Annotated in this window: 16 protein-coding genes, 1 tRNA gene and 2 pseudogenes; 7 read left to right on the plus strand and 12 right to left on the minus strand. The window is 71.8% G+C overall.

Annotated elements, in window-relative coordinates; genetic code table 11:
• Window positions 1–20: 20 nt before the first annotated feature.
• Both ACZ62B_RS08770 and ACZ62B_RS08775 read left to right on the plus strand, forming a co-directional pair.
• Window positions 21–389, plus strand: a complete 369-nt coding sequence (locus ACZ62B_RS08770) for a type II toxin-antitoxin system RelE/ParE family toxin (protein WP_344562880.1) — start codon at window positions 21–23, stop codon at window positions 387–389.
• Complete coding sequence (locus ACZ62B_RS08775) at window positions 389–712, plus strand: helix-turn-helix domain-containing protein (protein ID WP_344562878.1); 324 nt, start codon at window positions 389–391, stop codon at window positions 710–712. Before ACZ62B_RS08770 ends, ACZ62B_RS08775 begins: the two co-directional genes overlap by 1 nt.
• A gap of 784 nt (window positions 713–1,496) precedes the next feature.
• On the opposite strand, the gene ACZ62B_RS08780 is transcribed toward ACZ62B_RS08775, so the two are convergent.
• The gene (locus ACZ62B_RS08780) at window positions 1,497–2,099 is read right to left on the minus strand and encodes a TetR/AcrR family transcriptional regulator (RefSeq protein WP_344562876.1); all 603 of its coding nucleotides are present in this window, start codon (window positions 2,097–2,099) and stop codon (window positions 1,497–1,499) included.
• Between the two features lie 91 nt (window positions 2,100–2,190).
• On the opposite strand from ACZ62B_RS08780, the gene ACZ62B_RS08785 reads away from it, so the two are divergent.
• The 3 genes and pseudogenes from ACZ62B_RS08785 to ACZ62B_RS08795 all read left to right on the plus strand — a co-directional run.
• The gene (locus tag ACZ62B_RS08785) at window positions 2,191–3,132 is read left to right on the plus strand and encodes an aldo/keto reductase (protein WP_344562874.1); all 942 of its coding nucleotides are present in this window, start codon (window positions 2,191–2,193) and stop codon (window positions 3,130–3,132) included.
• Between the two features lie 37 nt (window positions 3,133–3,169).
• A pseudogene (locus tag ACZ62B_RS08790) lies at window positions 3,170–3,511 on the plus strand (IS5 family transposase); the annotation flags it as partial.
• A gap of 60 nt (window positions 3,512–3,571) precedes the next feature.
• Window positions 3,572–3,787: pseudogene (locus ACZ62B_RS08795) on the plus strand (integrase); the annotation flags it as partial.
• 79 nt (window positions 3,788–3,866) lie between these two features.
• On the opposite strand, the gene ACZ62B_RS08800 reads toward ACZ62B_RS08795, so the two are convergent.
• Window positions 3,867–3,940 (minus strand) — tRNA-Gly (locus ACZ62B_RS08800).
• A gap of 511 nt (window positions 3,941–4,451) precedes the next feature.
• On the opposite strand from ACZ62B_RS08800, the gene dcd reads away from it, so the two are divergent.
• Window positions 4,452–5,027: a dCTP deaminase gene (dcd, locus tag ACZ62B_RS08805; protein ID WP_030827650.1), complete on the plus strand. Its 576-nt coding sequence runs from the start codon at window positions 4,452–4,454 to the stop codon at window positions 5,025–5,027.
• Complete coding sequence (locus ACZ62B_RS08810) at window positions 5,024–5,521, plus strand: phosphoribosyltransferase (protein ID WP_344559884.1); 498 nt, start codon at window positions 5,024–5,026, stop codon at window positions 5,519–5,521. The genes dcd and ACZ62B_RS08810 overlap by 4 nt, the downstream gene beginning before the upstream one ends.
• A gap of 66 nt (window positions 5,522–5,587) precedes the next feature.
• On the opposite strand, the gene ACZ62B_RS08815 is transcribed toward ACZ62B_RS08810, so the two are convergent.
• The 10 genes from ACZ62B_RS08815 to ACZ62B_RS08860 form a co-directional block, all read right to left on the minus strand.
• Window positions 5,588–6,595, minus strand: a complete 1,008-nt coding sequence (locus tag ACZ62B_RS08815; RefSeq protein ID WP_469689539.1) for a Yip1 family protein — start codon at window positions 6,593–6,595, stop codon at window positions 5,588–5,590.
• Between the two features lie 118 nt (window positions 6,596–6,713).
• Complete coding sequence (locus ACZ62B_RS08820) at window positions 6,714–8,138, minus strand: hypothetical protein (protein ID WP_469689541.1); 1,425 nt, start codon at window positions 8,136–8,138, stop codon at window positions 6,714–6,716.
• Window positions 8,139–8,176: 38 nt separating this feature from the next.
• On the minus strand, window positions 8,177–9,628 hold the full coding sequence (locus tag ACZ62B_RS08825; protein WP_468720788.1) for an FG-GAP-like repeat-containing protein: 1,452 nt from the start codon (window positions 9,626–9,628) through the stop codon (window positions 8,177–8,179).
• 339 nt (window positions 9,629–9,967) lie between these two features.
• Entirely contained in the window at window positions 9,968–11,422 is a 1,455-nt protein-coding gene (locus ACZ62B_RS08830; RefSeq protein WP_344559880.1) for an FG-GAP-like repeat-containing protein, read from the minus strand.
• A gap of 220 nt (window positions 11,423–11,642) precedes the next feature.
• On the minus strand, window positions 11,643–13,148 hold the full coding sequence (locus ACZ62B_RS08835) for an NADase-type glycan-binding domain-containing protein (protein WP_469689543.1): 1,506 nt from the start codon (window positions 13,146–13,148) through the stop codon (window positions 11,643–11,645).
• Complete coding sequence (locus ACZ62B_RS08840) at window positions 13,145–13,741, minus strand: phage tail protein (RefSeq protein ID WP_469689545.1); 597 nt, start codon at window positions 13,739–13,741, stop codon at window positions 13,145–13,147. The genes ACZ62B_RS08835 and ACZ62B_RS08840 overlap by 4 nt, the downstream gene beginning before the upstream one ends.
• Window positions 13,738–15,696, minus strand: a complete 1,959-nt coding sequence (locus tag ACZ62B_RS08845) for a putative baseplate assembly protein (protein WP_344559877.1) — start codon at window positions 15,694–15,696, stop codon at window positions 13,738–13,740. The genes ACZ62B_RS08840 and ACZ62B_RS08845 overlap by 4 nt, the downstream gene beginning before the upstream one ends.
• The gene (locus ACZ62B_RS08850) at window positions 15,696–16,154 is read right to left on the minus strand and encodes a GPW/gp25 family protein (protein ID WP_344559876.1); all 459 of its coding nucleotides are present in this window, start codon (window positions 16,152–16,154) and stop codon (window positions 15,696–15,698) included. The genes ACZ62B_RS08845 and ACZ62B_RS08850 overlap by 1 nt, the downstream gene beginning before the upstream one ends.
• Complete coding sequence (locus ACZ62B_RS08855) at window positions 16,154–18,064, minus strand: VgrG-related protein (RefSeq protein WP_468720783.1); 1,911 nt, start codon at window positions 18,062–18,064, stop codon at window positions 16,154–16,156. The genes ACZ62B_RS08850 and ACZ62B_RS08855 overlap by 1 nt, the downstream gene beginning before the upstream one ends.
• Window positions 18,064–18,801, minus strand: a complete 738-nt coding sequence (locus ACZ62B_RS08860; RefSeq protein WP_344559874.1) for a CIS tube protein — start codon at window positions 18,799–18,801, stop codon at window positions 18,064–18,066. Before ACZ62B_RS08860 ends, ACZ62B_RS08855 begins: the two co-directional genes overlap by 1 nt.
• Between the last annotated feature and the right edge of the window lie 49 nt (window positions 18,802–18,850).

Raw genomic sequence — 18,850 nt, forward strand, 5'->3', positions numbered from 1 at the left:
AGGTATATACCGTTGATTGCATGGCGGAGCGGTGGGAGATCGAGATCGAACCCGAGGTGCGGGACTGGCTGGAGCTGCTTCCGTTCCGTCTCTACCGGCGGGTCGAGGACAAGACGGACCGGCTGCTGGACGAGCCGACGACCCTCGGAGAGCCGTACTCGCGGCACCTGGGTGGCAAACTGCGTGAGCTCCGCTTCGAGTTGGACGGCGAAGCCGTACGCATCCCGTACTGGCTCGCGCCAGGACAACGGATCGTGCTGCTGACGGTCTTCCGTAAGACGAGGATGCGTGAGGCGGCGGAAGTCGAGCGTGCGCACCAGGCCCAGAAGGCCTGCGAGGCTGATCATGGTCATGCCCAGCATACGTACGAGCGGCGCAAGGAGAACTGATGAATCACAGCACGTGGAGGACGCGCCGGGCCCGGCAGCTTGCGGGTGAGGCGGTGGAGTACGACCAGGAGTACGTCGACGCGCGGCTGGCCGGTGATCTCGGGCAGGCGGTCTACGACCGTCGGATCGAACTCGGCCTGTCCCAGACCGAGCTGGCTGAGCGGGCCGGGATGACTCAGCCCCAGATCTCCCGGATGGAGGGCGGCGACACCGTGCCGACCCTCCCGCTGCTGCGGCGTTTGGCCAAAGCCCTGGAAGGCACGCTGAACCTGACCATCGACGAAGGCGACTCACATGTCACCTTCACCCCGCACGCCGCCTGAGTCCTCGACAGACGAACTGCCGGCCATGAACCCCGAAGGGTACCTACGAGTCCGTAGATGCCCTCCCTCTGTGCCCCGGCAGGATCCGAACCTGCGACACCCGCTTCAGGAGTTCGGTCTGACCGCCTGTCCTCCCGTGTTGCGCAGGGCGGCCGTGGCTGTGTCAGACCGCACCGCGCCGCTGCTGTCCGCTGTCGTTGATGTCAGCCATGGATGTCACCTCACACAGGCTGGGGTCACTTACGACGCTTGCGTGCTTTTGCCTTGCGTTCGGCTTCCTTGCGCTTCTCGATGGTGTACGACGACCACTCGCCACGGTGCAGGTTGCATCGCGACGCACCGACCATCGCCAGCCGCCGGCACCGAGTGCCCTTCTCCGTGAGCGCTCCACACCTGGACTGCGTACGAGCCACGTCTCCCACCCCCGGTCTCGACCGTCGTGCGGACCAGTGCAGGATTGCCGGGCACATGTCCTCTGTGGAAGGCGCACTGCTCCGCGCAGCGGTGCACGGCGGCCCAAGAAGGTTGCTCGGGGGCGCACGCTTTCCAACTGTGTTGGTGCCGTCCCGGGCCGGGTGCAGGGCCGTTCACCTGCGTTCATGGGTGGCTCATCACCAGACCGGATTCGGCTCAGGGCCTCGGCCGAACGCCGATGAATGCGGCTGAAAGAGACGGAAACTGAGACGGCCCGTCCGGCGGTCGTTGTCAGTGGCCTCGCCTAAGGCGTGTCCGCTGAAAACGGTGCTTGAACTGACCGCCGGGCAACGCTTGCGCAGCCCGAGAGCTAGGCCGGGCGCAGGGAGTCCAGGACCATGCGCAGCAGGCGCTCGGTCTGGGCGGCATCGACCTGCATGGGCATGAGGGCCCCTGCGGCCAGTAGCACTACATCGTCGGCCATCACTTCGGCCCGCAGGGAACCTTCACGGGCTCCGGCCTGCAGGATTGGGGCGATTGCTTCGGCCATGCGTTCGCGTATGCCGGCCACGTCGTGCTGCTGTGCGGACTCCAGCATGCCCAGGCGGAGCGCGTCGAGCATGCCGCGCTTGGTCGTCACGAACTGGGCGAACTGGCTCAGCCATGCCCTTAGTGCTTCTCGTGGGGGCTGCGTGTGCAGCAGGTGTCCTGCCTGGGCGAGCAGGTCTTCGACCTGCGCTTCGTAGGCTGCGCTCACCAGGGCCTCACGAGTGGGGAAGTTCCGGTAGAGCGTGCCGATCCCAACCCCGGCCTCCCGGGCGATGGCCTCCAGGGAGAACGAGCCCTCGCCGCCGGCCAGGGCTGCGCGGGCAGCGTCGAGCAGTGCGCGCCGGTTGCGTTCGGCGTCCGAGCGCCGGCGGCGCGGGGTGGACGGAGAGACGGACGTCTCAGAGGGCTGCCGCACCTCATTCATAGCGGAGGGGCCTCCGGTTATGGCACTCTGGTCTTACCGGAGGGTCCTCCGGTATGTGCTCCAGTGTCTCACGCGGAAGAAGGCATTCACGATGTCCGACCTGACCCACGAATCCGTCAGTCCTGCTCGTCCGGGCGGTACCTTCGAGTTGGCCGGCCGGGCCGTCGCGCGGGTCGGGTACGGCACGATGCAGCTCCCCCGCATGAGCGACCCGCACGCGGCCCGTAAGGTGCTGAACCGCGCCTACGAGCTGGGCGTGAACCACTTCGACACCGCGCACTTCTACGGCGACGGCACTGCCAACCGGTACCTCGCCGAAGCTCTGGACTCCAAGAACGACGTGGCGATCGTGACCAAGGTCGGAGCGCGCCCCGCCAAGTGGGGCCCGATGCCCATGGTGCCCGCCCAGCGGCCCGAGCAACTGCGCGCCGAGGTGCACGACAATCTCCGCAGCCTGAGGGCCGAACGCCTGACCGTGGTCAACATGCGCCGCATCGCACCGGGGTCCTTCCCTTTGAGCCCCTCCCAGATGGTCAAGTTCGATGACCAGATGGCAGAGATGATCGCCATGCGCGAGGAAGGTCTCATCGAACACATCGGTCTGAGCACGGTCAGCGCCGTCGAACTGCGCGCGGCCTTGCCGGCCGGCGTCGTGACCGTGCAGAACCAGTACAGCCTCGCATCTCGGAAGCAGGAACCCGTCCTGGACATCGCACTCGCCGAGGGCATCTCATGGGCGCCCTACTTCCCGCTCGGCGGCGCCTTCCCTGGCGCGGCCAAGGTGACCCATGAGCCTGTCGTGCAGCAGGTCGCCCGGGAGGTCGGCGCGAGTCCCGCGCAGGTGGGCCTGGCCTGGCTGCTGCAGCACGCACCGAACGTGCTGATCATTCCCGGCACGACCTCGATTGCCCACCTTGAGCAGAACGTCGCTGCAGGCTCGGTCGAACTGTCCGGAGAGCAGATCGCGCGCCTGGACGCGATCAAGCCGGCCGCAGGAGTTCGGGGCCTCCTCAGCCGGCTTCGCCGGCCCTGACGGCCACTCCGCCACGGTTGCCGCAGCCGGCACCACGATGAACCGCCATCAGCTGACTGACAGGCAGTGGCAACGGATCCAGCCGCCCCTTCCCACCAGTGCCGGTCGCCGCGGCAGGCCGTGGGCCGACCACCGTAATGTCATCGAGGCGATCATTTACCGGTACCGCACCGGAGTTCCCCGGCGGGACCTGCCCGAGAGCTACGGGTCCTGGAAGACCGTGTGGGCGCGTCACCGCAGATGGGCAGGTGATGGAACCTGGGACCGCGTGCTCGCTGCTCTGCTCACCAGCGCGGACGCCGCAGGGCTGATCGACTGGCGGGTGGCCGTGGACTCCACGATCAACCGTGCTCATCAGCACGCCACCAACACCCGACGTTCCAAGTCCTGAAGGGCCGCGGCCCATGCACATGGCTCAGACGCTCACGCCGAACCCGCCGGGCACACCCTGTCGACCCGCTCGGGCGCCACCCTCCGGGACACGATGGTGCGCGCCGGACAGTCCTCCGAGAAGGCGGCGTTGATCTACCAGCACTCCGACGAGGAGCGGCAACGAGAGGTCGCGGCCGGGCTCGACGACCTCGTACGCGCCGAGCGTGCGAAGCACCACACCGGCGACCGTGCGCACCACAGGGAGGAGTCGTCGGCGGGCTAATGGTGCGGTTGTGGTGCGGTGCCCGCTCACCGGCCTGGACAACAAAGAACCCCCGGGTCGATGATCTGGGGGTTTCGCATGGAGCGGGTGACGAGAATCGAACTCGCGCTCTCAGCTTGGGAAGCTGATGTTCTACCATTAAACTACACCCGCGTAAGATCCAGGCCCCGTCGGATCGACGGTGTCCGGATGCTCGCTCACTCTACCCCATGCCAGGCCCCCGGTGCTCAGGACCCGGGGGTCTGACTCTGTTTCAGGGTGTGGATGCGGCTGCGGGGGGCACCTGTTGGGGCGTACCGTGAAGGCGTGGCGCGAGTGCGGGGTGCCGCCTGGAGGGGTGTTCCTTTGATCCCGTAATGTGGCTTTTGGCGTCAGGGCAGTTGGCCGGACGCGGCCTCTTGGGGAAGGGACTCTTGGACTTGATGGAGCGCACCGTCGTCCGCTGTGCCGATGGGCACGTGTTCACCGCCGCCTCGTTTCCGATGCAGCAGGCCGAGCGACTCGGCCCCGGCCGGCTTCTGCGGTGTCCGCGCTGTGCGCGGCTTCGCAGTGTCGTGCCGGTGAGTCTTCAGAAACGGTAGACGGGGCGGTAGCACCGGCAGCAGTGGCAGCGCGCGGGGCGGCCGATTGTGGCCGGTCCGCGCGCCTTGCGTATTCTCGGGGCGTGCTTCTCTCAGACAAGGACATCCGGGCCGAGATCGACGCCGGACGGGTGCGTATCGATCCCTACGACGACGCCATGGTGCAGCCGTCCAGCATCGACGTACGCCTCGACCGCTACTTCCGGGTGTTCGAGAACCACCGGTACCCCCACATCGACCCCTCCGTCGAGCAGGCGGACCTGACCCGGCTCGTGGAGCCGGAGGGGGACGAACCGTTCATCCTGCATCCCGGTGAGTTCGTGCTGGCCAGTACGTACGAGGTCATCACGCTGCCGGACGATCTCGCCTCGCGGCTGGAGGGGAAGAGCTCGCTGGGGCGGCTCGGGCTGGTGACGCACTCCACCGCCGGGTTCATCGACCCCGGGTTCTCCGGGCACGTGACCCTTGAGCTCAGCAACCTCGCGACGCTCCCGATCAAGCTGTGGCCCGGTATGAAGATCGGGCAGCTGTGCATGTTCCGGCTCAGCTCGCCGGCCGAGCACCCGTACGGCAGTGAGCGGTACGGGTCGCGGTACCAGGGGCAGCGGGGGCCGACGGCCTCCCGGTCCTACCTCAACTTCCACCGGACGCAGGTGTGAGCGGCATGCGCGAGAACCTCAGCTACGAGCGGTTCGGCGTCGCCGTCCGTGAGCTCGCCCAGACGATCGCCGACGACGGGTACGAGCCCGACGTGGTGCTGAGCATCGCGCGCGGCGGTGTCTTCGTCGCCGGCGGGCTCGCCTACGCGCTCGACTGCAAGAACATCCACCTGGTCAACGTCGAGTTCTACACCGGTGTGGGGACGACCCTCGAGATGCCCGTCATGCTCGCGCCCGTGCCCAACGCCATCGACTTCACCGACAAGAAGGTGCTGATCGCGGACGACGTCGCCGACACCGGCAAGACGCTCAAGCTCGTGCGCGACTTCTGCCTCGACGCCGTCGCCGAGGTGCGCAGCGCCGTGGTCTACGAGAAGACGCAGTCGCTGGTGAAGTGCGAGTACGTGTGGAAGCGGACCGATGAGTGGATCAACTTCCCGTGGTCCGTTCAGCCGCCGGTCGTCAAGCGGTCCGGGCAGGTGCTCGACGCCTGAGAGCGGTGGGAGCAGAAGGAAAAAGGGGGCTTCCGGTCGGAAGCCCCCTTCTTCATGTCCGCCGCGTCAGAACGTGCCCAGCTTCACGATCGACAGCAGGGCGACGAGCTGGATCGCCGAGGCGCCCAGGGCCTTCGGCCAGGGGAGGTCGTGGGAGCGGGACACCATGATCGTGAGCAGGGCGCCGGCCGCCACCCAGGTGGCCCAGCCGAGGATCTGGACGAAGGAGGCGTCGCCGCCGGCGAACATGGCGAAGACCAGGCGGGGCGCGTCCGTGAGGGACATGATCAGCATGGAGAGGCCGACCGTGGGCTGCCAGGCGCCGTTGCCGCCGAGCTGGCGGGCCAGGGTGTGGGTGACCACGCCGAGGATGAAGGCGCTGAGCACCATCGCGACGGCCGTCGTCAGGACGATCGGGATCGCGTTCGAGAGGGTCGCGTTGATCGCGTCCTCACGGGCGGTGTCGAAGCCGAAGACGGCGAGCAGGCCGTAGAGGAAGGTGACGACGAGGGCGGGGCCCCACATCGAGTAGTCGCGCATCTGGTGGAACGTCTGGGCGGGGGACAGGACGATGCCCTTGAGCAGGTCCTTCCAGCGCAGACGGGGGCCGGCCGGGCCGGGGGGCGGGGCCGCGTCGGCGCGGTAGGCGTCGCCCTGGTGGTAGGGGTCCTCGTTGATCGAGAAGGCCTGGGTGTGACCCGGGTTGTTGGCCGCGTACGGGTCGTGCGGGGCGCCCTGGGCGCCGTGCGGGTACGCGCCGTCGCCGAAGTACTCCGGCTCGCCGTGACCGCCGGGTCCGCCCGGGCCGCCGTTCGCCTGCGGCCAGCCGCCACCGCCGTGGCCGTACGACGGCTGCTGCGGGTACGGCTGCGGCGCCTGCGGGTAGCCGTACGACGGCCCCTGCGGCGTCTGCTGCCCGTGCGGGGGGTGTTGCGGTCGCGCGTGAGGAGCGCCGTTGTTGTTCCGGCCGCGTCCGATCCTGAATCCAGCCACGTCCTCGAACGTACCTGGTCCCGGGCGGTCGCGTGCCGGGCCCCGGCCTTCGGGCCCGGCTTTGCGGCCGAGCTGTGACATCCCCTAAGGGGACGTCAGGCGGGTCGTCCGTCCTCCGGAGGGTTCCGGTGCGGCCGGGTCCTACGGAGGACGGAGACCCGCGTCGGTCGGGGAGGGCGCCGCCGGGCCCGGACGGTGGTCAGCCGCCGAGGACCGAGCCGAGGTGGGGGGTGCCGGTGGCGGAGACGCCCGTCGTGCCCGTGCCGAAGCTGAGGGAGCCCGTGGTCGTCAGGCCGGTCGCCGAGCCGCGCAGGGACCAGACCGAGCCGTCGCCGGAGTTCTCGCCCGGCGCGGACAGGGACAGGTCGGCGCGGCCGTCGCCGGTGTGGTCGGTGAGGACGACGCGGGTGCCGAAGAGGTCGCCGTCCTCGGAGGCGCCGGGGACGCCCGCGGTGTTCTGGGTGTAGTACTGGGCGCCCCCGGTGGTGAGGCCCGAGGCGGAGCCGTACAGGACGGTGACGGCGCCGGCCCCGCCGTTCTCGCCCGCGGCGCCGACGGCGAGGTCGGCGTAGCCGTCGCCGTCGATGTCGCCGAGGTCGACGCCGCTGCCGAAGCGGTCGCCGGTCTCGGAGGAGCCGGGGACGCCCGCGGTGTCCTGGGTGAGGACGAGCGGGGCGCGGTCGGCGTCCAGGCCCTCCGGGCCGCCGTAGACCACCGTGACCTTGCCGCCCTTCGCGCCCTCGGCGTCGGCGGAGGTCTCCCGGTCGTTGCCGACGGCGAAGTCCGGGTGGCCGTCGCCGTCGATGTCGCCGGCCGCGGAGACGTACCCGGCCGGCATCCGCTGCAGCCAGTCCGTGTAGTTGCCGATCCGCAGGTCGGCCAGGGAGGTGGCCGCGTCGCCGGTGTGCGCGGCGCGGCCGTGCAGGACCACCGGGCCGCGGCCGTCGCCGGGGGCGTCCGCGGAGGTGAGGTGGGTGACGCCGGGCGAGGAGGACCACCAGTCGTGCCGCGAGCCGGAACCGCCGTTGTGCGCGCCGGTCCTGGTGATCGGGCCGTTCACGATGGACAGGACGACCGGGCCGGTGGAGCCGACCGCGACGTCGGGGTCGCCGTCGTCGTCGAAGTCGCCCGTGGCGAAGGCCTGGCCGTAGTGGTCGTAGTCCTCGTCGAAGAAGCTGAAGAGGGACCGGGCGCCGGACAGGCCGGACTTCGAGCCCCAGACGACGACGGCCGTGCCGCTGCCCGTGTCGCCGGTGACGTCCTCGCCGGGGACGCCGACCAGGAGGTCGGCGTAGCCGTCGGTGTTCAGGTCGGCGGAGGCCACGGCGGCACCGAAGGCGTCGCCGGCCTCGGCGCCGCCGGGGACGCCGGCGGTGTCCTGGGTGATCAGGGTGCGGGCCGAGGTGTTCGGGCCGCCGGTGCCGCCGTACACGACGGAGACGGCGCCCGCCTTCGCGTGGCCGCCGACGGTGGCGTCCGGGGCGCCGATCGCCAGGTCGGTGCGGCCGTCGCCGTTGAAGTCGTACGGGACGGCGGCCGTGGCGGCGTGCGCGGCGGGGGCCGTGAGGGCGAACGGGGCCAGGGTGGCCGCGGCGAGGGTGATCGCGGCGGTGCGCAGGCGCATGGGGGACCTCAAGGTGGCGTGCGGAAGCGGGCGGGGGGTCACTGGGCGATCGTCCAGGCGAAGTTGGCGTTGCCCTGGAGGGAGACGCCGCGGGCGGAGAGGAAGACGGCGCCGGAGGTGGTGAGTCCGGAGGCGGTGCCGCGCATGACGGTGATGGCGCCGTAGCCGTTCTCGTAGCCGGCGCCGGTGACGAGGTCGGCCTTGCCGTTCTTGTCGAGGTCGACCAGGCGGACGGAGATGCCGAAGGCGTCGTCGGTCTCGTTCGCGCCGGGGACGCCCGCGGTGTCCTGGGAGTACTGCTTGGCGCCCTTGCCGGTCAGGCCGGAGGCCGAGCCGTACAGGACGGTCACCGTGCCGGTGTCCCTCTTGGTGCCCAGGTCCTCGCCCGGGGCGCCGACCGCGATGTCGGCGTAGCCGTCGCCGTTGACGTCGCCGGCGCTCAGCGCGGCGCCGAACACGTCGCCGTACTCGCCGCCGCCGGGCACGCCCTCGGTGTCCTGGTGGATCACGGTCGGCTTCTGGTCGGGGTCGGGGCCCTCCGGGCCGCCGTACCAGACGGTGATCTGCCCGCCCGTGTGGCCGTTGACCGAGTTGCCGTCGCTCGGGTCGCCGTAGTCGCCGAGGACGAGGTCGCCGTAGCCGTCCTTGTCGACGTCGGCGATCACGCCGTCGGAGCCGTCGGCGTACGGGAGCTTGACGCGGGCGTAGTCGGACTCGGGGTGGGCGTCCCAGTTGCCCGGGTCGTGGCGGAAGTAGCTGATGTCGCCGGCCGAATCGCCGTCGACGCCGAACGGGTAGACGCGCTCGGCCGTCCGGTCGCCGGTCAGGTCGCCCGCGAACACCTCGTAGGTGGAGCCGAGTTCGTCGACGCCCTGGTGGCTCACGGGGGTGCCGGTGCGGGTGAAGGGGCCGTTGTAGAGGTGGGTGTGGCTCTGGCCGGTGACGGTCACGTCCATGTCGCCGTCGCCGTCGAAGTCGCCGGTGGCGATGCCGGAGGAGTAGCCGCCCCACTCGGCGAGGCCGGACGGCTGGGGCAGTCCCGAGCCGCCGGACAGGCCGGACTTGCCGCCCCAGAGGACCGTGACCGAGCCGACGCCGTCGCGGTCGCCGATGGCCTCGTACTGGGAGCCGACGACGAGGTCGGAGTAGCCGTCGCGGTTCAGGTCGGCGGCGGCCATGCTCTCGCCGAAGCGGTCGTCGGTCTCGGCCGCGCCCGGGACGCCGGTGGAGTTCTGGGTGATGACGGTCTTCTTCGTGGCGGAGACGCCGGAGGAGGAGCCGTAGAGCACGACGACGGCACCGGCGCTCTGGACGGAGCCCACGTCGGCACTGGACGCGCCGATGGCGACGTCCCGGTATCCGTCGCCGTTGAAGTCGCCGGCCAGACCGGAGGCGGCGACGGCCGAAGGGGCCGACAGGGCGAGCAGACCGCCGGTCAGTGCGACGGCGGTGGCGGTGGCCAGGGCGAGGCGTGCGGGGCGCTGGTGCATGCGGGGTTCTCCTGCGGGGGCCGGACGCGGGCGGCGTGCCGGAAGGGCGAGGGGGACTGCCGGAAGGGCGAGGGGGACTGCCGGAAGGGCGAGGGGGACTGCCGGAAGGGCGAGGGGGACGTGCCGTGGTGGTGCGGAGGCGGCGTGCGTGCGCGCACGGCGCGTGGGTGGTGCGGGGTACGGAGGCGGGGTGCGGAAGCGGCGTGCGCGTGCACGGCGCATGATCGAGAACCGTAGAGGGCCGGTGCGCGCGGCGCGCGGGAATTTCGTGCGCCGCGGGCCGGGACCGGCGGTGATCGCCGGTCCCGGCCCGCGGGGCGTTCGAGCAGCCGTGGACGGTCAGCCGTTGACGTGGAAGCCGTACATCGGGTAGCCCGCCGACGACAGGCCGACGGTGCCGAGGCCGATGCCGCGGCCGGTGGCGTTGATCTTCAGGCCGTCGGAGTTGAAGGTGACGGCCTGGCCGTTGGAGTCGTTCTCCCACGGGATGCCGACGGTCAGGTCGGCCTTTCCGTCGCCGGTGACGTCGGAGAGGAGGACCTCGCCGCCGAAGCCGTCGCCCTCCTCGTTGCCGCCGGGGACGCCCGGGGTGTCCTGGTGCAGGGACTGGGAGCCGGTCTCCAGGAGGCCGGAGGTCCCGCCGTAGATCACGGTGACCATGCCGGCGTCCTTGAACTCGCCCAGGTCCTCGCCCGGCGCGCCGATGACGAGGTCGTCGTGTCCGTCGCCGTTGATGTCGCCGAGGGAGACCTCGTAGCCGAAGTTGTCGCCGGTCTCGTTGCTGCCGGGCACGCCGGCGGTGTTCTGGTTGACGCGCTCGATGCCGTCGGGGCCGTACGACGTGCCGTAGACGACGTCCACCGATCCGCCCTTGGCGGTGCCCGGGGTCTCCGTGCCGGGGTCCCACGAGTTGCCGATGACGATGTCGCCGTAGTCGTCGCCGTTCACGTCGCCGATGTCGGAGATGACGCCGGCGGGGAGCTTCTGGGCGCCGGAGGTGGTGATTCCGGAGGAGGAGCCGGGCAGCCAGTAGTTGGCGTTGTACGAGTAGTCGCTCTGGCTGTCGCCCTCGAAGCCGTCGACGACCAGGTCGGTGCGGCCGTCGGCGTTGGTGTCACCGGGGGTGAGGTTGAAGATGTCGGTGCCCGAGACCTTCAGGATGGGCGCGGTGACGGTGTAGAGGCCGCCGGTGGAGCCGGACTTGGTGAATCCGCCGCGGTAGATGTCGATCTTGTTGATGTCCGAGGCGATCGCGAGGTCGGCCTTGCCGTCGCCGTCGTAGTCGCCGGCGGCGACCACCTGGCCGAACCAGTCGTGGATGGAGCGGGTGGGGTCGGACACGGTGGTGCCGCCGGCCAGGCCGCCGGAGCCGCCCCACAGGATGACGACGGTGCCGCCGTTGGCGTCGGTGCCCGCGTCCTCGCCCGGGGCGCCCACGGCCAGGTCGGCGTAGCCGTCGCCGTTGAAGTCGCCGGGGGCGGTGTGGGCGCCGAACTGGTCGTCCTTCTCGGCGGCGCCGGGGACGCCCGCGCTGTCCTGGGTGAGGGTCTGGGTCTTGCTCGCGCCGGCGCCCTGGGGGGAGCCGTAGAGGATCGTCACGGCACCGGCGCCGCCCTTGCCGCTCACGGAGGCGAGGGGGGCGGTGACGGCGACGTCCCGGTAGCCGTCGCCGTTGAAGTCGCTGTCGACGCCCGAGGGGGCGGCGGACGCGGGACCGGCCATGGCGACCAGCAGGCCGCCGGTGAGCGCGGCCGCGGTGGCGGTCGCGAGAGCGGTGCGGAGGTTCTTGTGCAAGGAGGTCTCCTGCGGTGTGCGGGACGGCCGCCGGGTACGGCCGTCCACGGATGCTGGTGCGGCATGTCACCCGTGTTCGCCCCGAGTTGTCCTGTGGTTCACGGGTGATAGCCGATCAAGAGACCTCCGAGCGGGTCCGAGGGTTGTACGTGAACATGGCGAAATAGAGAAATGGCGAAACGGTGAAGCCGGGGCGGGCGTGGAGCGGCCCCGGTGGCCGTCAGGTGTTGTTGCTCGAAGGGCCGAAGAACTCGATCTCGGCGATCGCCACCTGCTTCTTCGGGTCGGCGCCGTAGGCCGAGCGCAGGACGAAGCGCACGGCGGTCACCTCACCGACCCGGAACTTGCGGCGCTGACCGCCTGCGCCCTGGTCCAGGGTGATGACGCGGGTGATCTTCTTGCCGTCGGCGAGGGTGATCTGCGCGTCGAGCTGACGCGGGAGCGCCGACTTCGAGAGCTGGTCCGGCTTGGTCGAGGTGCCGGGGGTGATCACGAGGTCCAGCAGGCGGGTCGGCCGGTCGAAGGTGGCCTCCAGCCATTCGCCCTCGCCGGCCTGCGCGATGCCGGGGCCCCACCAGGTGTTGTTGAGCTTGTCGAAGGCGAGGGGCGCGCCGTGCTCGGAGAAGGAGCGGGACGCCTTGACGCTGGACGGGCCGATCGGGGCCCGCTTGGCGAAGTGGTCGCGGGTGGCCTGGATCATCGCGCCCAGGTTCATGATCAGGGCGACGGCCAGTCCGATGACGACGGCGGCGACGACCCAGTTCCACACGTGGCCGAAGCCCCGGCGCAGCCGCGGGCGCTCGCCCGCCCAGGCCGACTCGGCGTCCCGGGCGCCGAACGTCCGGCGCCACCAGGACAGCCGTTCCGGGGCGTCCTCGCCGCGGGTCATCGACATGGCGCAGCGGGAGCAGTAGTGCCGTTCGGGGCGGTTGAGGGTGGAGCACCAGGGGCAGGGGACACCGCCCTCCGCGTCGGACTGCGGGCCCACGGCGCGGACCTGGGGGCGGTGGGCGACGGGCCGTCCGGGCAGGACCGGCGCGACGGCGGGCTCGTCCGGGGCGCGGGACTCCGGGTCGGCGACGGGCACGAGGAGGGACCTGGCCCGCTCGGCGGCGGCAGCGTCGTCGTCGTGGCGGTGGTGCTGCTGCTGCGGCGGCGGCTCGGGGGAGTCCGTCACGGACGGCAGGGGTTCGGTGTCGTCGTCGGGGGCCGTGGCGTACGGGTCGGCCGGGTGGGGGTCGGCGGGTGTGACGGGGGGCCGGCCGGGTGCGGTGGTGGCGGTTCCGGTGGCGTGGCCGGGTCCGTCGTGGTGTCCGTCGTCGTGCCCGCCGCGGTGTCCGTACGGGGTGGGGGGCGGGGTCGTTCCCGGTACGGCGGCCCGGTCGTCGGCACGTGACGTCGCTGCCGGTGCCGCTGCCGGTGCCGCTGCCGGTGCGGTGCCGTGGGCGCCGGAGTCCGCCGGTGCCGTACGGGGCCGCGGTACCGCGGTACGGCCCCGGTCGTCGGAGCCGTCCCCGTGGCCGGCGTCGGTCCTGGCGGTACCGGTACCGGTACCGGGGGCCGTCGTGGTCCGTGCCGTGGGCTCGGTGCGTCCCGGCCGGCCGTCGTCGGCCCAGCCGAGGACCGCTCCGCAGGAGTCGCAGAAGGACTGGCCGGGCTCCGCCGGGGTGCCGCACTCGGCGCAGCTCGGGGCGGCCCGGCCGGGCCCGGAGGACTGGCTGGTCATCTGTCGGTGGTCCTTTCGGAGGTGGTCGCGGCGGTGACCTCGACCGTGTAGGGCATGTGGGCGGGGCGGGCGGCCGCGACCAGGGTGTCCAGCCGGTGGGTGTCGGCGGCGGTCGGGTCGGGCAGCGCCAGCGAGACGTGCAGGTGCGGGCGGCGGTCGCCGGGCACCGGGCCGAGCGGGCGGGCGTGCCACTCGGCGGCGCCGCTCTCGGTGATCCGCGGCGTCACGCCGAACACCAGGCGCACCGCCTCGGACAGGCCGCGCCGGGTGCCCCGTACCCGGTGCAGGTAGGTGGCGGCGGCGACGGCGGCCCGCAGCCGCCGCTCCCCCGTGAGGCCGCCCACCGGGGCGCCGTCGGTCTCGATGCCGTCGGTCTCGGCGCCGACCCAGTCGGCCAGCCAGCGGGTGAAGTCGAGCGGGGCGAGCGCGGGGTCGAAGTAGGAGTCCAGGTTGTCGAGGACGACCAGGAAGGGCGCGAGGACCTCGTCGAGCCCGGCGACGAAGCGCTGCGCCAGATCGTCGTCGGCGAAGATCGCGGGCAGCGTCGCGCCGATCGGCGCCGAGGAGCCCAGCCCGTCGATGGAGCCCCTCACGCGCCGTCCCCGATCACGCGGACCCGGTGGTCGAAGGAGAACACCAGGGACGGGGCGGACAGGTCGATCCGGTCGGTGGCCTCGCCGCGCTTGCCGGTGATCGGGTCGGCGGGGTGCAGGAGGACCTGGTCGACGAGTTCGACGCCGGGTACGCGCTGGAGCACGGCGAAGATCTCGCCGGCCTGTACGGGCCGGCCGAAGGGCCAGCCGGTGCCGTCGGCGCCTCCGGTGAGCGGGTCGAGGTGGCGGTAGAGGGCGTCGTGGGCCTGGCGGCGGACCCGGTCGGTGTCGGTGCCGCGGAAGGCGTGCACGGTGGCGACGACGGTGACGCCCTGGTAGAACGGCGGGCCGACGGCGAGGCGGGTGCCGATCAGCCGGCGTTCGTCGAGGTAGCGGGTGATGCGGGAGAGCAGCGCGTCGCCGGGGACGAGCTGCTCGAAGCGCAGCCGCCCGCCGGGGTCCGGCACGGCCTGCGGGACGACCAGCACCCGGACCGCGTACGCGCCGTGCTCGCTCTCCTCGCCCTCCAGGCAGGTGATGCGGGCGGTGTCGGGGGCGGCGCGGCGGGCGAGCTCCTCGTAGTCGCGCAGGGTGACCGCGCGTTCCTGGGCGCGCAGGGTGATGGGCGCCCGGGTCTTCGCCTCCTCGACGGTCTCGCCGTCGACGCCGCCGCGCGCGGCCTCCCGGTTGACGACCTCGGAGACGTACGGCACGGAGCGGCGCAGGACGCGGACGGCGCCGCGGGCGACGTTGCCGGACCTGCCGCCGCCGGTGCGGTAGCGGCGGGCGCGGACGACGGCGCCCTTCGGGGGGACGGCGCCGTACTGGCGCAGGGTGCCGTCGGGTTCGCGCACCGCGGGGCCGAAGGCGATCTCGCCGGTGGTGGCGTCCAGGGTGATGTGCCGGTCGTACGGGCGGGAGGCGGCGAAGTGGGGGACGACCTCCCAGTCGGTCCAGCCGTCGTGCCCGGCGGTCTGCAGCAGGACGGGCGGGGTGTCGCCCACGACGGGCGCGTGGGCCAGGCGCAGCCGCTGGCCGGGCAGGCCGGTGGACTCGCCGAGCGGCTCGTCGCGCACGGTCTCGGCGTGCACGGCGCCGGTGGTGCCGCCGAGGGTGTACGCCTCGGCGGCCCGCACGGACGGGGAGGTGGTGTAGAAGGGCTGCCCGGCGAGGGGTTCGGTGACCCGGCAGCGCAGCCAGCCGCCCTCGTGGCCGCCGTTGCGGGAGAGGACGTGTCCGCCGGGGACGTGCAGGACGACCTCGCCGGGCCGGTTGAGGCCGCCGGTGGCGTCGCGGTCGACCTCGCACTCCGTCCAGCCGTCCTCGGTCCACGCCTCCCACACCAGCGGGGGCTGGCGCGGGTCGACGCCGACGCCGTCGACGCGGCTGTCGAGTTCCAGGGCGACGGCGCAGTGCGGGACGGCGGCGCTCAGGCCGAACAGCATGCAGTCGCCGGGGCGGGGTGCCTCGGCGAAGCAGAGCACGTCCTTGCCCTCGGCCAGGTCGTCGGTGTGGTCGGCGACCGGCTCGCCCCGGTTCTGCACGGCCAGCCGGTTCAGCGAGCTGGGGACGACGGTGAGTTCGCGTTCGGTGGCGAAGACCACGGCCTCGTCGCGCTCGGTGCGGGTGGTGGCCACCTCGGTGCCCTCGGGCAGCACCACCGGTTCGTCCTGCGGCGCGGACAGCCAGAACGTGACGTCGGTACGGGCGGCGGTGGGCGGGAACAGGGTGATGCCGACGAGGTCGAGGAAGGCCAGGTGGTTCTTCTCGGGCACCCGGTTGAGGCGGTACACGATCTGGTCCGCCATGTGCGCGACCGCCTCGACCAGGGTGACCCCGGGGTCGGAGACGTTGTGGTCGGTCCACTCCGGGGCGCGCTGCTGGATGTAGCGCTTGGCGTCGTCGACGAACTGCTGGAAGCGGCGGTCGTCGAGGTGGGGAGAGGGCAGGGCCATCAGCGGTCGCTTTCGGGGAGGGGGCCCGACTCGCCCGTACCGGCCGTGCCGCTCGTGCCGGGCTCGTCGTGGGAGGGGATGACGTAGAAGGGGAAGACGAGGCTGCGCGGGTTGTTGGTCCCGCGGACGGAGTAGCGGACGTCGATGTGCAGGACGCCCTCGCCGGGGCCGGCGGTGACCTCCACGTCCTCGACCTCGATGCGCGGCTCCCAGCGGTCGAGGCTGGCGTACACCTCGTGCTGGATGCGGCCGGCGGTGGCCTCGTTGACGGGGGCGAAGACCAGGTCGTGGATGGCGCAGCCGAACTCCGGGCGCATCGGCCGCTCGCCGGGCGCGGTGGCCAGCACCAGCCGGATGGCCTCCTCGATCTCCTGCTCGCCGCTGACCAGGGCGATGCCCCCGGTGGGTCCGATGCGCAGGGGGAACGCCCAGCCGGACCCGACGAACTGCTCGGCCATCAGATCACCGGCTTTCCGTTGGCGGTGAGCAGACCCATGATCGGGACGGTGGCGGCCCGGATGCCCACGGCGGCCGCCGCGTTGATCTGCACGCTCCCCAGCGCGGTCACGCTGGCCAGGCCCATGGCCTTCAGGGAGAGGGCGCCCTTGGCGTCGACGCTGACGGCGCCGACGGCCGAGCTGAGGCTGACCGTGCCGCGGCCCTGGAGGGTGAGCGGGCCGCCGCTCTTGATGGTCACGGACCGCTTGCCGTTCAGGGTCAGGTCGGTGCCGGCCTCGACGGAGACCGAGCGGCTTCCCTTGATGACGACGGTGCCCTTGCTGTCGACGGTGATCTCCGTCTTCGTACGGTCCAGGTTGATGATCAGCTTGTCGTCGCCGGAGGCGACGCGGACGCCCTGCTTGCGGGCGCCGGTGGTCTGGCTGAGCAGGTCGACGCGGTTGGCGTCGCGGTCGGACAGGGTGTGCCGGATCGCCCGCCGCTTCACGCCGTCGTGCAGCGGCACGTCCCGGACGGGGGACGGCTTGTCCACGCCGTTGTAGAGCCCGCCGACGACGAACGGGTGGTCGAGCGCGCCCCGGTCGAACGCCACCAGCACCTCGTCGCCCACGTCGAGCGGGAAGATCCCGCCGCCGCGCTTGCCGCCGAGCTGCACGGTACGGGTCCAGTCGGAGACGTACGTGTCGTCCAGCCACGGGAACCGCAGCTTGACCCTGCCCTGCTTGAGCGGGTCCTGTACGTCGGTGACCAGGGCGTTGGCGACACTGGGCAGCCGGGGTGCGGCGGCCGCCGCACCGGTGCCTCCGCCGCCGGAGGCGAGCCCGAACAGCGAGCGCCACTGGCGGCCGCTGACGGTGATCCAGGTCTCGTAGTGCTTGCCGTCGCCGAACACGTGCCGGGCGGACGTCACCGTGTACTTGCCCTCGAAGGGGGCGCCGACGTCGGTGAGGGTGACGGGGACGCCGGGGCGCAGCTTGGGGTTGCCGCGCACGACGACCTCCAGCTCGGCGAAGGACGAGGTGACGTCGTCGGCGAGGGAGTCCGCGGCGAACTTCACCTCGTTCTGCCGGTCGTAGGGCTTCTCCGTCTCCACGAGGGTGACGACCCCGAACGCCGAGGCGGCCTTCTGCGGGGTGGTGCCGATGGAGATGCCGGGGTGGGCGGTGGTGGGCGCGGTCGCGGTCAGTTCCTTCTTCGCGACGACGTCCCAGCCGCGCGCCTCGACCCGCCCGTACTGGTCGGCGGAGGTCACCGCGGCCCGGCAGCGCAGCACGTCGGTGCCGGCCTGGAGGACGAACGGACTCTTCTCGCCCGGCGTGCTGGTGGGGGGCGCGCCGGAGGCCGGGTCGGGTTCGACGAACCGGAACTTCCCCCTGGCGTCGAGGGACATCACCATGTCGTTCTCGTCGGCGAGCCGGGACAGGAAGTCCCAGTCGGTGACGTTGGCCTGGCTGATGAACTCGTAGACCGTCCTGGTCGACTGCACCTTGCCGACGGTGACACCGTCCTGCCCGGCCAGGGTGCGGGCGATGTCGGACGCCGTCTGGTTGCGGTAGGCGGCGACCCGGCGGCGGCGCATCATGCGGTGGCCCCGGTCGTAGCCGCGGATCACGGTGAAGGTGCCGGTGCCGTCGTAGTCGGTCTCCATGCCGGTGACCTCGCCGGTCAGCAGCGGGTCGCCGGCGCCCTTGCCGTGGGCGACGGGGGAGATCACCACCTCGGTGCCGAACTTGATGCCCAGTTTGCCGAGCACCAGCCCGTGCGCGTCCCGGAACGTCACCCGGAAGGCGCCGGGCACCCCGGCGCCCAGGTCGACCCAGCCGCCGACGAGCAGCGGGGCGAAGTAGGGCGGCACGGGCTTGCCGTCGAACGTGACGTCGACGATGTTGGAGAAGGAGGGCTTGACCATCAGAAAGCGACCTCCCCGGCCGCCGGAAGGATCAGTTCGGTGCCGCCCGGCAGCCGGGACGGGTCGTCGATGTCGTTGGCCTCGGCGATCGAACGCCAGGCCGCGGCGTCCCCGTACTCCCGCCAGGCCAGCGACTGCAGGGTGTCGCCCGCCACGACCCGGTGCACGCGCCGCGCGGTGAGCGCGCCCGAGGTCGGGTTCTGCCCCTTGGTCTGACCGGGGATCTCGTTCAGCTCCACCTGGCAGGTGGCCCGGATGGGCACGCCCGTGGTGCCGAACAGCGTGTAGTTCGCCCCCACACTGCCGATGTACGCGGTGAACCGCGCCGTGGAGAACGACCCCCATTCGAACACCACCCACGGTGTGGACGGCTGGTCCGCCGCGATGCTCTTGGCGGTCACCTCGCAGCAGGAGAACAGCGCCTCGACCTTCTTCAGCACGCTGTTGTCACCGGGGTCGCCGGAGGAGTCGAGGAAGATCTCCATCGACAGGCTCCGGCCCTCGGCCCCCATGAACTCGGGCAGCGGGCCGTCGCGCAGGGCGGCGGACGGGGTGCTCTTCCACTGGGCGCGGCGGGTGAGGGTGAGCTGCGCCGGGTTGAAGTCGAAGTCGAAGGTCTTGATCAGACCGCCCGGTGTGGTGCTGTCGCCGATGGGGGGCTCGTGGATGGCCAGCGTGGCCCGCACCAGGCTCTTGCCCGCTCCGCCCTTGGAGCCCTTGCCTCCCTTGGCTGCCATGGTCCTTCGTCTCCGTCCTCGGTGTTCGGTGTGGTGCGTCGTGCGTGGT

It is taken from the genome of Streptomyces sp. NPDC053426 (assembly GCF_055585405.1).

Excerpts from the sequence above, each read along its gene's own strand:
- ACZ62B_RS08770 (WP_344562880.1), top strand. The coding sequence starts at position 21 with ATGGCGGAGCGGTGGGAGATCGAGATCGAACCCGAGGTGCGGGACTGG.
- ACZ62B_RS08775 (WP_344562878.1), top strand. The coding sequence starts at position 389 with ATGAATCACAGCACGTGGAGGACGCGCCGGGCCCGGCAGCTTGCGGGT.
- ACZ62B_RS08780 (WP_344562876.1), bottom strand. The coding sequence starts at position 2,099 with ATGAATGAGGTGCGGCAGCCCTCTGAGACGTCCGTCTCTCCGTCCACC.
- ACZ62B_RS08785 (WP_344562874.1), top strand. The coding sequence starts at position 2,191 with ATGTCCGACCTGACCCACGAATCCGTCAGTCCTGCTCGTCCGGGCGGT.
- ACZ62B_RS08815 (WP_469689539.1), bottom strand. The coding sequence starts at position 6,595 with ATGTCACAGCTCGGCCGCAAAGCCGGGCCCGAAGGCCGGGGCCCGGCA.
- ACZ62B_RS08820 (WP_469689541.1), bottom strand. The coding sequence starts at position 8,138 with ATGCGCCTGCGCACCGCCGCGATCACCCTCGCCGCGGCCACCCTGGCC.
- ACZ62B_RS08825 (WP_468720788.1), bottom strand. The coding sequence starts at position 9,628 with ATGCACCAGCGCCCCGCACGCCTCGCCCTGGCCACCGCCACCGCCGTC.
- ACZ62B_RS08835 (WP_469689543.1), bottom strand. The coding sequence starts at position 13,148 with ATGACCAGCCAGTCCTCCGGGCCCGGCCGGGCCGCCCCGAGCTGCGCC.
- ACZ62B_RS08845 (WP_344559877.1), bottom strand. The coding sequence starts at position 15,696 with ATGGCCCTGCCCTCTCCCCACCTCGACGACCGCCGCTTCCAGCAGTTC.
- ACZ62B_RS08850 (WP_344559876.1), bottom strand. The coding sequence starts at position 16,154 with ATGGCCGAGCAGTTCGTCGGGTCCGGCTGGGCGTTCCCCCTGCGCATC.
- ACZ62B_RS08855 (WP_468720783.1), bottom strand. The coding sequence starts at position 18,064 with ATGGTCAAGCCCTCCTTCTCCAACATCGTCGACGTCACGTTCGACGGC.
- ACZ62B_RS08860 (WP_344559874.1), bottom strand. The coding sequence starts at position 18,801 with ATGGCAGCCAAGGGAGGCAAGGGCTCCAAGGGCGGAGCGGGCAAGAGC.